Origin of the sequence: Luteimonas sp. MC1572, assembly GCF_016615815.1 — a bacterium.
Classification (GTDB): domain Bacteria; phylum Pseudomonadota; class Gammaproteobacteria; order Xanthomonadales; family Xanthomonadaceae; genus Luteimonas.
On the sequence record NZ_CP067112.1, the window covers coordinates 1,119,330 to 1,130,933 of the forward strand.

Genomic DNA, 11,604 nt, shown 5'->3' on the forward strand with positions numbered 1-11,604 from the left:
CCGCTTTCCCAGGAGATCCCCATGCCGCTTTCCCGCACAGCCCTTCGCTCGACCACCGTCGCCGCGCTCGCCGTCGTACTGGTCGCCACCGCCGGTTGCAGCTGGTTGCGCAAGGACAACGCCCTGTACGCGCAGAGCCCCGAAAACCGCCCGCTCGAAGTGCCGCCGGACCTCGACCGCCCCGACACCAGTTCGGCGCTGCGCATGCCCGAAGCCGGCAGCGTGAGCCGTTCGAGCATGTCGGCGCCTGCCGCGGCCGGTACCGCCGCCGCCAGCAACGGCTTCACCGTGGCGGCCGAGCGTGACGTGGTGTTCCAGCGCGTCGAAGGCCTGCTGCAGGGCATCGACGGCGTGACCGTGGTCAGCAAGGCGCAGGTGCTGGGCACCTACGACATCGATTTCGCCGACAGCAAGTTCCTGGTGCGGGTGACCAAGGTCGATGGCGGTACCTACGTGTCCGCGGTCGATCCGCGCGGACTGGCCGCCACCGGCGAAGGCGCGGTGAAGGTCATCGAGGCCCTGAAGGCCGGCCTGGCGGAGTAAGCGCCGCCGGGCATCGCCCGGCGCATGCGCCATGTGTCCAGACGCGGCCCGGAAACGGGCCGTGTTGCTGTGCGGATCCGGTCCGTATGGAGGCGCTCAGCGCTCGAGGAGCGGCAGCTTGTTCGGCTTGCCTTCCCATTCCTTGGCGTCGGCCGGGCCGTCCTTGCGGGTAGTGATCACCGGCCACTCCTTCGACAGCTCGGCGTTCAGCGCCAGGAAGCCTTCCTGCCCCGCGGGCACGTCGTCTTCCGGATAGATGGCGCCGATCGGGCACTCCGGCTCGCACAACGTGCAGTCGATGCACTCGTCCGGATCGATCACCAGGAAGTTCGGACCTTCGTGGAAACAGTCGACCGGGCACACTTCGACGCAGTCGGTGTACTTGCACTTGATGCAGTTTTCGGTGACGACGAAGGGCATGATGCGCGCGGGGTCCGTTGAGGCCCGCCATTGTAGCGCCAGCGGGGCGGCGACTGGCCGCGCATGGCCTCCGCAAAAAGACAGGGCCCGCGTCCGTCGCCGGCTGCGGGCCCTGCTGGATTGGTGCTCCCTACGGGATTCGAACCCGTGTTTTAGCCTTGAGAGGGCCACGTCCTGGGCCTCTAGACGAAGGGAGCTGGATGTTGCATCGCCGACCCGGAGGGGCGGCACCGGTTGGACGACCGGCCCACGACAGCGTCGTCAACGCAGCGTGGCTTGCTAGTATAACCAGCTGCGGGCGCCGTTTGGCAGCCCGGCCCGAACTTTTTTCAGATGCCCAACGACATAACAACCGACTTCCCAGTCCTGCGGGTCATCCCCCGCGACCAGCACTGCATTTCCCGCAAGGGCATCAGTCCCAACGCCTTGCGCGTCCTCTACCGCCTGCGCGAATGCGGCCACGATGCGTACCTCGTAGGTGGCGCGGTCCGCGATCTGCTGGTGGGCGGGAATCCAAAGGATTTCGACCTCGCCACCAGCGCCACGCCGGACGAGGTGCGCGCGCTGTTCCGCAACTGCCGCGTGATCGGCCGCCGCTTCCGCCTGGCGCACGTGGTGTTCGGTCGCGAGATCATCGAGGTCGCGACCTTCCGCGCCAACGTCGACGACGGCAGCGGCGACCGCCAGACCCACGAGGGTGGCCGGCTGCTGCGCGACAACGTGTACGGCAGCGTCGAGGACGATGCGATCCGGCGCGACTTCACCGCCAACGCGCTGTACTACACGATCGACGACTTCTCGGTCCGTGATTACGTAGGCGGGTTCGAGGATGTACGGAACCGGGTGCTGCGCCTGATCGGCGACCCGGAGACCCGCTACCGCGAGGATCCGGTGCGCATGCTGCGCGCGGTGCGCCTGGCGGCCAAGCTCGGCTTCCGCATCGACGATGCCACCGCGGCGCCGCTGCATGCGCTGGCGCCGCTGCTGGCCGAGGCCGCGCCCGCGCGGCTGTTCGAGGAATGCCTGAAGATGTTCCTGTCCGGCCATGCGGTCGCGAGTTTCGAAGGCCTCGAACGCCATGGACTGCTGCGCGCGCTGCTGCCTGAAAGCGCGGCGGCGCTGGCCGCCAACCGCAGCGGCGCGCTGCGCCGGGTGCTGATTGAAGGCCTGCGCGGCACCGATGCGCGCGTCGCCGCCGATGAGCCGGTTTCGCCGTCGTTCCTGTTCGCACTGCTGCTGTGGCCGGCCTATTGCCGCACCCTGATGTCGCTGCAGGCGCAGGATGTGCATGCCGCCGATGCCCAGCGCCGCGCCGCGGACCGCGTCACCGTGCACCAGTTGGAGGCGATCGCATTGCCGCGCCGCTTCTCGGTGCCGATGCAGGAGATCTGGCTGATGCAGTCGCGCTTCGGCCAGCGCCAGCGCAAGCGCGTGACGCGGATGATCGCGCACCCGCGCTTCCGCGCTGCGTTCGATTTCCTGCTGGCCAGGCAGGCGGCGTCCGACGACCACGCCGAGGACATCGCGTTCTGGCGCGAAGCGCAGCTCGACCCGGACAACGCGATCGCCATCAGCTCGGCGTTCGAAGCAGACGACGAGGCGGCCGCTCCGCGCCGTCGTCGCCGCCGTCCGCGGCCCGCACAGGCGGGATGACCGCGACAGCCGTCACGGCGGCGGTCGGTCTTGGCGGCAACGTCGGGGACGTCGGCCAGGCCCTCGCGTCGGCGCTTGCGGCGCTCGACGCGCTGCCCGGCACGCGGCTGCTGCGCGCTTCGCGCAGCTACCGCACGCCCGCCTGGGGCCTGCAGTCCCAGCCCGACTTCATCAATGCCGCGGCCACGCTGCAGACCACGCTCGCGCCGCGCGCGCTGCTTGATGCGCTGCTGGCGATCGAGCGCGACCATGGGCGCGAGCGCGCGGCGGACGGCAGTCGCTGGGGCCCGCGCACGCTTGACCTCGACCTGCTGGTGCATGGCGATGCGGTGATCGACGCGCCGGGCCTGGTACTGCCGCACCCCCACCTGCACCTGCGTGCCTTCGTGCTGGTGCCGCTGGCGGAGATCGCGCCCGACATGGAGGTGCCTGGCCACGGTACCGTGCGCGCGCTGCTGGCAGGCGTTGATGCCGAAGGCGTGGTGGCGCTGGAACCCCCGCGCGGGGCGTCGGCGTAACATGGCCGCTCCCCCTGGTTTCCGGTTGCAATGATCCGCAATGGCCACAACTGAACAACGCCGTCCGATGACGGTCCCCGGACTTGCCGACGCGCGCCGCGCGGGCCGCAAGCTGACGATGCTGACCGCCTACGACGCGGGCTTCGCGCGCGTCTTCGACGCCGCCGGCATCGACCTCATCCTGATCGGCGATTCGCTGGGCATGGTGGTGCAGGGCCGCGACTCGACGCTGCCGGTGACCGTCGACGACATCACCTACCACACCGCCTGCGTCGCGCGCGTGCTGCGCCATGCGCTGCTGGTTTCCGACCTGCCGTTCCAGGCCGACGCCACGCCCGAGCGCGCGCTGGACGCGTCCACGCGGCTGCTGCAGGCGGGTGCGCAGATGGTCAAGCTGGAAGGCGCCGACCACAAGCTCGATGTGATCCGTTTCCTCACCGAACGCGAGATCCCGGTCTCCGCGCATCTCGGCCTGACGCCGCAGTCGGTGCTGCGCTTCGGCGGCTTCAAGGTGCAGGGCCGCGACGATGCCGCCGCCGCCAAGCTGCGCGCCGATGCCCGCGCGGTGGTCGATGCCGGCGCGACGCTGGTGGTGCTGGAGGGCGTGCCCTCACACCTCGCCGCCGACATCACCCGCGACAGCGCTGCGCCGACGATCGGTATCGGCGCCGGCCCGCATTGCGACGGCCAGGTGCTGGTGATGCACGATTTCCTTGGCCTCGATTCCGGCCATCGCCGCCCGAAATTCGTCAAGGATTTCCTCGCCGAGGGCGGCTCGGTCGAAGGCGCCGCGCGCGCCTACATCGCCGCCGTCCAGGACGGCAGCTTCCCGGACGCCGCGCACTCGTACGCGTAAGGACAGGGCAGGGCAGCACATGATCGAGGTTGCAACGACCCTGGATGCACTGCGCGCGCGCGTGGCCGGTTGGCATCGCGAAGGCCTGCGCGTCGGACTGGTGCCCACCATGGGCAACCTGCATGCGGGCCACCACTCGCTGGTGCAGCTGGCGCGCGCGCATGCCGACCGGGTGGTGGCGAGCGTGTTCGTCAATCCCACCCAGTTCGGGCCCGACGAAGACTATGCGCAGTATCCGCGTACGCCCGAAGCCGACGTGGCGGGACTCGAGGCCGCCGGCTGCGACCTGGCATGGATGCCTTCGCTAGACGTGATGTACCCGCTCGGCCTGGCGCGCGCGGTGCGCGTGCAGGTGCCGGGTATCACCGACGTGCTCGATGGCGCGCATCGTCCGGGGCACTTCGACGGCGTGTGCACGGTGGTCGCGCGGCTGTTCAACCAGGTGCAGCCCGACGTTGCCGCCTTCGGTCGCAAGGATTACCAGCAGCTTGCGGTGATCCGGCACATGGTCCGCGACCTGGCGTTCCCGGTGGAGTTGCTGCCGGCACCGATCGTGCGCGAGGCCGACGGCCTGGCGCGCAGTTCGCGCAACCAGTACCTCGGCGCCGACGAGCGGGCACTGGCTCCGGAAATCCACCGTGGCCTGCTGGCGATGCGCGACGCACTGCGCCGCGGCATGCCGTGGCGCGAGGTCGAGGCGCTCGGTGCGGCGCGCCTGGCGGAGGCCGGGTTCGCCGTGGACTACGCCGTGGTGCGTACGCCACTGCTCGCCGAGCCCGATGACGACGAAGGCCGCGAGCGCGTCGCGCTGGTGGCGGCCCGGCTGGGCCGCACGCGGCTGATCGACAACCTGGAATTCAGCCTGGACGCGTGAACGGCTTCCGCAGGGCGCCCGCAGGTGTGAAACCACCATCTTGTAGAATCGCCCCATCCCCGCCTGAACGGCCCCACGGCCCGACGACCATGCTGCTGACGCTCCTCAAAGCCAAGATCCACCGCGCCACCGTGACCCACGCCGAGCTGCACTACGAAGGCTCCTGCGCGATCGACGGCCGCCTGCTCGACCTCGCCGGTATCCGCGAGTACGAGCGCATCGAGATCTACAACATCAACAACGGCAAGCGCTTCGCGACCTACGCGATCCGCGGCGAAGAAGGCAGCGGCATCATTTCCGTCAACGGTGCCGCCGCGCACCAGGCCGAGACCGGTGACCTGGTGATCATCTGCGCGTACGGCGCCTGCGACGAGGCCGAGGCGGCGGCGTTCAAGCCGAGCCTGGTGTACGTCGACCGGCAGAACCGGATGACGCACACCAACGACGCCATCCCCGCACAGGCCGCCTGAGGGGATGGCCGGCGAAGCGCTGGTCCGACAACTCCTGGCCCACGCGGAGCGGCTCGCGCCGGCGTGCATCGCCGACCTCGTCGCGGTCGAAGCTGGCCGCGCACAGGCGCTGGCGCTGCGCGTCGGCCCGCTGTACGCGAGCTTCGCGCGCCAGCGCCTCGATGCGCCCACGCTCGCCACGCTTGGCGCGCTGGCCGGCCACGTGCGGCTGTCCTTGGCGCTGCGGGCGCTGGTCGACGGCGCCACCGTCAACGCCACCGAAGGCCGCCCGGCGCTGCACACCGCGCTGCGTTCGGCGATCGGGCGCAGCAACGTCGCCCGTGATGCGCGCGCCGCGGCGCTGGCCGCGCGGGGGCAGATGGCGGCGCTTGTGGCCGGGCTGCGCGACTCGGGCGTCACCGACATCATCAACGTCGGCATCGGCGGCTCCGACCTGGGACCGCGGCTGGTGGTGGATGCGCTGAAGGACCTGCACGACGGCCGCTTCCGCATCCACTTCGTCAGCAACGTCGACGGCAGCGAGATCCAGCACGTGCTGCGCGGGCTGGACCCGGCGCGCACCGCGGCGATCCTGGTATCGAAGAGTTTCAGCACCCAGGAAACCCTGCTCAACGGCGCGGTGATCCGCGACTGGCTGGGCGGCGGCGAACGCCTGTATGCGGTGAGCGCGAATGTCGCGCGCGCCGAGGCCTTCGGCGTGGACGCGTCACGGGTGCTGCCGATATGGGACTGGGTGGGAGGCCGCTATTCGCTGTGGTCGACGGTCGGGTTCGCGATCGCGCTGGCGGTCGGCATGGACGGCTTCGACGCGCTGCTGGCAGGCGCCGCGGAGATGGATGCGCACGCGGTCGAGGCTCCATTCGACGCCAACCTGCCGATCCGCCACGCGCTGGTCGCGGTGTGGAACCGCAACGCGCTCGGCCTGCCGACGCAGGCCGTGCTGCCCTACGACCAGCGCCTCGCGCTGCTGCCGTCATACCTGCAGCAGCTGGTGATGGAGAGCCTGGGGAAATCCGTGCGTGCCGATGGCCAGCCGCCCGGCGTGGCCACGGTGCCGGTGCTGTGGGGCGCGGCCGGCACCGGTGCGCAGCACAGCTTCTTCCAGGCGCTGCACCAGGGCACCGACGTGGTGCCGGCCGATTTCATCGGCGTGGTGCGCCCGGCGCATCCGTATCGCGAACACCATGAAGTGCTGCTCGCCAACCTGCTGGCGCAGAGCGAGGCGCTGGCCAATGGCCATGCCGATGCCGATCCGCACAAGGCCCACGCCGGTAACCGGCCGTCCACGCTGCTGCTGCTCGATGCATTGACGCCGCATGCGCTGGGCGCGCTGCTGGCGATGTACGAGCACAGCGTGTACGCCCAGTCCGTGCTGTGGGGCATCAACGCCTTCGACCAGTGGGGCGTGGAGCTGGGCAAGCGCCTGGCCGGCGAGGTGCTGCCCGCGCTGCGTGGCGAATCCGCCGCATCGGACGCGGTCACGCGCGCACTGGTCGAGGAGATCAGGGCGCGGGGATGAGGCGCAGCGGGATGGCACCCGCCACGCCGGCACGCAGGTCGTGTTGCGCCAGTGCCCACTCCACGTGCTCGGCCACCACCGGGTCGGCGATGTCGCGGCGCGAGGCGAGCGCCGCGAGGACCTCCGGCGCGGTCGGCGCATTGCCCAGCGCCACGGCGATGTTGCGCAGCCAGCGCCGGTAGCCGCTGCGGCGCAGCGCGCTGCCTTCGGTGCGGGTCAGGAACTCGTCCTCGGTCCACGCGAACAGCTCGGCGAGCGTCGCCTCGTCCAGGTTGTTGCGCGCGCGGAAGTCGGGCTCGTCGCTGCGCCGCGCGAACTTGTTCCACGGACACACCAGCTGGCAGTCGTCGCAGCCGAAGATGCGGTTGCCCATCAGCGGCCGCAGCGCTTCGTCGATCGCGCCGTCGTGCTCGATGGTCAGGTAGCTGATGCAGCGCCGCGCGTCGAGCACGTTGGGGGCCACGATCGCCTGCGTGGGGCAAATCTCGATGCAGCGCACGCAGCTGCCGCAGTGCGCGGTCGCCGGCGCGTCGGCCGGCAATGCCAGGTCGAGGTAGATCTCGCCGAGGAAGAACCACGAGCCGCCGTCGCGGTCGATCAGGCAGGTGTGCTTGCCGATCCAGCCGAGGCCGGCGTTGCGCGCCAGCGCCCGTTCGAGCACCGGCGCGGAATCGACGAACACGCGGTGGCCGAACGGGCCGACTTCGGCGGCGATGCGATCGGCCAGCGCCTGCAGCCGGTTGCGCATCAGCTTGTGGTAATCACGACCGAGCGCGTAGCGGGCGACATAGGCGCGTTGGCCATCGGCGAGCGTCGCCCACGCCTCCTGGTCGTCGCGGCGGCCGTAGTCCAGGCCCACCGACAACACGCTGACCGTACCCGGCAGCAGTTCCTGCGGCCGCGAGCGCTTGTCGCCGTGGCGCGCCATCCAGTCCATCGAGCCGTGGAAACCGCGCCCCAGCCACTCGCGCAGGTGGCCTTCGTCGGCGCCGAGGTCGACGCCTGAGATGCCGCAACGCTGGAAGCCGGCCTCGCGCACAAGGCCGCGGATGCGCGCAGCGAGCGCCAGCGCGTCGGGTGCGGAGGCGGGCTGGTGCACGCGCGCGGCTATCGGTGGTGGGGGAAGGATCACGGTGCCGCAAGTATAGAATCCCCGCCATGGATGCCCCTGCAACCATCGCCGGGACGCCCCTGCACGACATCGCGGCCGTGCGCCTGCTCGAGGCCCGGGCCATCGCGGCGCTGGGCGGCGACGCCTTCGAGCTGATGTGCCGCGCCGGGGTGTCGGCCTGGCGCTTCGCGCTGCGCCACTGGCCGCAGGCACAGCGGGTGCTGGTGCTGTGCGGGCCGGGGAACAACGGTGGCGACGGCTACGTGTTCGCGCGCCATGCGCTGGAATCCGGTCGCGAAGTGCGCGTGCTCCATGCCGCCGGCCACGAAGCGCGAAGTCCGCTGGCGTTGCGCGCGCGGGCCGATTACGAAGCCGCCGGTGGACGGGTCGATGTCGCCGGTGACGTGCTTCCGGGGTGCGACCTGGTGGTGGACGCGCTGTTCGGCATCGGTCTCGGCGGCGCCCCGGATGCCACCACTGCGGCGCTGCTCGAAGCGATCGACGCGCTCGATGCCGACGTGCTGTCGCTCGACGTGCCCTCGGGCATCTACGCCGCCCGCGGCGATGCCGCAGGCGCCGCGGTCCACGCCACGCGCACGCTGCAGTTCCTCGCCGAGCATGCCGGCCTGCGCAGCGGGCACGCGCTGGAGTACACCGGCGCGCTGGCGCTGGCCACCCTCGACATTCCCGGTGAGGTGCGCAGCGGCGTCGAGGCCTGTGCGCGCCTGTTGTCGCCCACGGCGGACGTGCTTGCGGCAGCCCTGCCGCCGCGCCGCCGCAACGCCCACAAGGGCGATTCCGGCCACGTGCTGGTCGTGGGCGGCGACCACGGCACGGGTGGCGCAGTGATCATCGCGGCCGCGGCGGCGCTGCGGGCCGGTGCGGGGCTCGTGTCGGTCGCCACGCGCGAAGCGCACGTATCGGCGCTGCTGGCCCGCGCGCCCGAGGCCATGGCGCATGGCGGCGATGATCCGGACGCATGGTCCGCGCTGTGCGCGGCAGCGAGTGTGTGCGCGGTCGGCCCCGGGCTTGGCCGGACGGCGTGGGCGCGCCGCCTGCTCGACGTGGCGCTCGCCTCCGGCACGCCGCTGGTGCTCGATGCCGACGCCCTCAACCTGCTTGCGGAAGCGCCGCGCGTGCTGCCGCCGTCCACGATCGTCACCCCGCATCCCGGCGAGGCCGCGCGGCTGCTAGGCAGTACCGCCGCCGATGTCCAGGGCGACCGCTTCGGCGCCGTGCGCGCGCTGCGTGAGCGGCTGGGCTGCGTGGTGGTGCTGAAAGGCGCGGGCACGCTGGTCGCTGCGCCAGGACGCGACATCATGGTCATCGATGCCGGCAATCCGGGCATGGCGGTTGGCGGCATGGGCGATGCGCTGACCGGGGTCGTCGCCGCCCTGTGCGCGCAGGGACATGTGCCTGCCGATGCCGCCGCCCTTGGCGCGCTGCTGCATGGCGTGGCCGGCGATCGCGCCGCTGCCGAGGGCGGGGCGCGTGGGCTGCTGCCATCCGACCTCATCGACGCGCTGCGGCGGAGCGTGAATCCATGAGCACGGCGATGCGCGAGCTGCACCTGGCGGATGAAGCGGCGACCGCTGCGCTGGCTGCAGCGCTGGCCGCATCGCAGCCGCCGCGTGCGGTGGTCCACCTGCATGGCGATCTCGGCGCCGGGAAATCGACGCTGGCGCGCGCCTGGCTGCGCGCGCTGGGCGTGACCGGCGCGGTGCGGAGCCCCACCTACACGCTGGTCGAGCGCTATCCGCTGGCCGGCGGCGGCGAGGCGCTGCATCTGGACCTGTACCGGATCGGGGACGCCGGCGAGCTCGAGTTCCTCGGCCTGGACGACAGCGACGCCTGTCTGTGGCTGGTGGAATGGCCGGAGCGCGGGCTGGCGGCACTGCCGCGCGCGGATCTGGTGGTCTCGCTGGCGGTGGAGGGCGAGGGGCGACGTTGCCGTCTTGACGCGGCCACGGACGCCGGGACCTCCTGGCTCGCCGCGCTGGATGCCGGGTTGCCGTTCTTTCCTGAACCGTGCCCATAGGAAGGTGGGGCAGGCCACGGATTACAAAGGGAAAAGAGGTTGCAAACATTCCGTTATGGTGATTGACTGATTGCCATGCGCGCCCGGGGAATCAACCTCCAGCAGATCCTGCTCGGTGCGGCCCTCTTGGCCGCACTGCTGTGGAACCTTGCCCACGCTGCCGAAATCAAGGGCTTGCGCGTCGATACCGGCCCCACCGGCACGCGTGCCGAGCTGCAGCTGGACACGCAGGCCGAATTCAAGCTCATCAACCTCGCCAATCCGGACCGGCTGGTCGTCGACCTGCCGGGCAGCGGGCTGGCGCGCGGGTTTTCTCTGCCGGCGGCGGTGGGCGTGGTGAAGGCGGTGCGCAGTGGCCAGCCGGTGCCCGGCACCACGCGCATCGTGTTCGACCTGGCGTCCCCGGTGGTGGTGTTGAACCCGCGGCTCGAGGCCGCGGGCGACGGCAGCCGCCTGGTTCTGGAGTGGCCGGGGGACATGGGGAACGACCCGATCGCCAGGATCGCCGCGGCCGCGCAGGGCGGTACGGTCCAGCCCGCGGCCAGTGCAGGCGACAACGGCGCGGCGCCGCAGGCGTCGCCGCCCGCACCCGACCCGTCCGCGGCGTCAGCGGCCGCGACTTCGCGACTGATCGCGGGCCTGCCGCCCGTCGACACGCCGCCGCCCGCGGCTGTCGCCCGGGCGCAATCGAATCCGGCACGTTCCGCACCGCCTGCGGGCGTCCGCCCCGGGGCGCCGTCCGTGCCGACCACGGTCGCCACCGGCGTGCCCGCGCGCGTCGCGTCGGCCAACGCGACGACCGCCGCGGCGGCCGCGAACAAGCCCCAGCCGGCCGCCGCTGGCCGACCGCTGGTGATCGCGATCGACGCCGGCCATGGCGGCCAGGACCCCGGTGCCGTGGGCCCGACCGGCAAGCGCGAGAAGGACATCACCCTGGCCATCGCCCGCGAGCTCGCGCGGCAGATCAACGCCACGCCCGGCCTCAAGGCGCACCTGGTGCGCGACGCCGACGTGTTCATCCCGCTCAACCGCCGCGCGCAGCTGGCGCGCACCGCAGGCGCGGACCTGTTCATCTCCATCCATGCCGATGCCGCCGAAAACCGCAACGCCAAGGGCTCGTCGGTGTACGTGCTCTCGCTGAAGGGCGCGTCCTCGCAGCGCGCGCGCTGGCTGGCGGACAAGGAAAACGCCGCCGACCTGATCGGCGGGGGCAAGCTGCCCACGTCCGACAGCATGCTGACCAACGTGCTGCTCGACCTGACCCAGAGCGGGCAGATGAAGGCTTCGGAAGATGCCGGCAACCACATCCTCGACGGCCTCAAGCGCATCGGCAACAACCACAAGCCGCACATCGAGCGCGCCAACTTCGCCGTGCTGCGCACCTCCGACATACCGGCGATGCTGGTCGAAACCGCGTTCCTCTCCAATCCGGAAGAAGAAAAGCGCCTGATCGACCCGCAGTTCCAGGCCAACGTGGCGCGCGCGGTGCTGGACGGGGTCAAGACCTACTTCACCAGCCAGCCACCGCCGGGCACGCTGTTCGCCGCGCGCGTGGCCTCGGCCCAGGCTTCGTCCGCGGCAGCGAGCGGCGGCAGCCGCTGA

General features: G+C 71.3%; 12 protein-coding genes and 1 tRNA gene. 10 read left to right on the forward strand and 3 right to left on the reverse strand.

The annotated features are described in order from the left end of the window. The first annotated feature begins 21 nt into the window (after nt 1–21). Complete coding sequence (locus tag JGR64_RS05065) at nt 22–543, forward strand: hypothetical protein (RefSeq protein WP_199375466.1); 522 nt, start codon at nt 22–24, stop codon at nt 541–543. Nucleotides 544–639: 96 nt separating this feature from the next. Here the strand turns inward: JGR64_RS05065 and fdxA are convergent, their stop codons facing one another. Together fdxA and JGR64_RS05075 are read right to left on the reverse strand one after the other, a co-directional pair. Further along, nucleotides 640–963, reverse strand: a complete 324-nt coding sequence (fdxA, locus tag JGR64_RS05070; protein ID WP_199375467.1) for a ferredoxin FdxA — start codon at nt 961–963, stop codon at nt 640–642. A gap of 121 nt (nt 964–1,084) precedes the next feature. After that, a tRNA-Glu gene (locus JGR64_RS05075) sits at nt 1,085–1,160 on the reverse strand. 136 nt (nt 1,161–1,296) lie between these two features. Between JGR64_RS05075 and pcnB the strand changes: the two genes are divergently transcribed. The 6 genes from pcnB (at nt 1,297) to pgi (ending at nt 6,853) form a co-directional block, all read left to right on the forward strand. Further along, a complete protein-coding gene (gene pcnB, locus JGR64_RS05080) occupies nt 1,297–2,616 on the forward strand; it encodes a polynucleotide adenylyltransferase PcnB (RefSeq protein WP_199375468.1) in 1,320 nt (439 codons plus the stop codon). Beyond that, the gene (gene folK, locus JGR64_RS05085) at nt 2,613–3,134 is read left to right on the forward strand and encodes a 2-amino-4-hydroxy-6-hydroxymethyldihydropteridine diphosphokinase (RefSeq protein WP_199375469.1); all 522 of its coding nucleotides are present in this window, start codon (nt 2,613–2,615) and stop codon (nt 3,132–3,134) included. Before pcnB ends, folK begins: the two co-directional genes overlap by 4 nt. 40 nt (nt 3,135–3,174) lie before the next feature. Then, nucleotides 3,175–3,990, forward strand: coding sequence for a 3-methyl-2-oxobutanoate hydroxymethyltransferase (panB, locus tag JGR64_RS05090; RefSeq protein ID WP_199375470.1), 816 nt, complete (start codon nt 3,175–3,177; stop codon nt 3,988–3,990). Between the two features lie 19 nt (nt 3,991–4,009). Further along, nucleotides 4,010–4,864: a pantoate--beta-alanine ligase gene (gene panC / locus JGR64_RS05095; RefSeq protein ID WP_199375472.1), complete on the forward strand. Its 855-nt coding sequence runs from the start codon at nt 4,010–4,012 to the stop codon at nt 4,862–4,864. A gap of 89 nt (nt 4,865–4,953) precedes the next feature. Then, nucleotides 4,954–5,334: an aspartate 1-decarboxylase gene (gene panD, locus JGR64_RS05100; RefSeq protein WP_182821852.1), complete on the forward strand. Its 381-nt coding sequence runs from the start codon at nt 4,954–4,956 to the stop codon at nt 5,332–5,334. A 4-nt stretch (nt 5,335–5,338) separates the two neighbouring features. Next, nucleotides 5,339–6,853: a glucose-6-phosphate isomerase gene (gene pgi / locus JGR64_RS05105; protein ID WP_199375474.1), complete on the forward strand. Its 1,515-nt coding sequence runs from the start codon at nt 5,339–5,341 to the stop codon at nt 6,851–6,853. On the opposite strand, the gene queG is transcribed toward pgi, so the two are convergent. Then, nucleotides 6,837–7,952, reverse strand: coding sequence for a tRNA epoxyqueuosine(34) reductase QueG (gene queG, locus JGR64_RS05110; RefSeq protein WP_234447005.1), 1,116 nt, complete (start codon nt 7,950–7,952; stop codon nt 6,837–6,839). The genes pgi and queG overlap by 17 nt on opposite strands. Before the next feature lie 59 nt (nt 7,953–8,011). On the opposite strand from queG, the gene JGR64_RS05115 reads away from it, so the two are divergent. From JGR64_RS05115 to JGR64_RS05125, 3 genes are all read left to right on the forward strand, one after another. Further along, complete coding sequence (locus tag JGR64_RS05115; protein WP_199375476.1) at nt 8,012–9,511, forward strand: NAD(P)H-hydrate dehydratase; 1,500 nt, start codon at nt 8,012–8,014, stop codon at nt 9,509–9,511. A gap of 8 nt (nt 9,512–9,519) precedes the next feature. Further along, nucleotides 9,520–10,002, forward strand: coding sequence for a tRNA (adenosine(37)-N6)-threonylcarbamoyltransferase complex ATPase subunit type 1 TsaE (gene tsaE, locus JGR64_RS05120; protein WP_199375745.1), 483 nt, complete (start codon nt 9,520–9,522; stop codon nt 10,000–10,002). A 75-nt stretch (nt 10,003–10,077) separates the two neighbouring features. Continuing rightward, nucleotides 10,078–11,604, forward strand: coding sequence for an N-acetylmuramoyl-L-alanine amidase (locus tag JGR64_RS05125; protein WP_199375478.1), 1,527 nt, complete (start codon nt 10,078–10,080; stop codon nt 11,602–11,604).

What these genes read in the sequence shown, in the direction of transcription:
- JGR64_RS05065 (WP_199375466.1), top strand. Translation starts at nt 22, where the DNA reads ATGCCGCTTTCCCGCACAGCCCTTCGCTCGACCACCGTCGCCGCGCTC.
- fdxA (WP_199375467.1), bottom strand. Translation starts at nt 963, where the DNA reads ATGCCCTTCGTCGTCACCGAAAACTGCATCAAGTGCAAGTACACCGAC.
- pcnB (WP_199375468.1), top strand. Translation starts at nt 1,297, where the DNA reads ATGCCCAACGACATAACAACCGACTTCCCAGTCCTGCGGGTCATCCCC.
- folK (WP_199375469.1), top strand. Translation starts at nt 2,613, where the DNA reads ATGACCGCGACAGCCGTCACGGCGGCGGTCGGTCTTGGCGGCAACGTC.
- panB (WP_199375470.1), top strand. Translation starts at nt 3,175, where the DNA reads ATGGCCACAACTGAACAACGCCGTCCGATGACGGTCCCCGGACTTGCC.
- panC (WP_199375472.1), top strand. Translation starts at nt 4,010, where the DNA reads ATGATCGAGGTTGCAACGACCCTGGATGCACTGCGCGCGCGCGTGGCC.
- panD (WP_182821852.1), top strand. Translation starts at nt 4,954, where the DNA reads ATGCTGCTGACGCTCCTCAAAGCCAAGATCCACCGCGCCACCGTGACC.
- pgi (WP_199375474.1), top strand. Translation starts at nt 5,339, where the DNA reads ATGGCCGGCGAAGCGCTGGTCCGACAACTCCTGGCCCACGCGGAGCGG.
- JGR64_RS05115 (WP_199375476.1), top strand. Translation starts at nt 8,012, where the DNA reads ATGGATGCCCCTGCAACCATCGCCGGGACGCCCCTGCACGACATCGCG.
- tsaE (WP_199375745.1), top strand. Translation starts at nt 9,520, where the DNA reads ATGCGCGAGCTGCACCTGGCGGATGAAGCGGCGACCGCTGCGCTGGCT.
- JGR64_RS05125 (WP_199375478.1), top strand. Translation starts at nt 10,078, where the DNA reads ATGCGCGCCCGGGGAATCAACCTCCAGCAGATCCTGCTCGGTGCGGCC.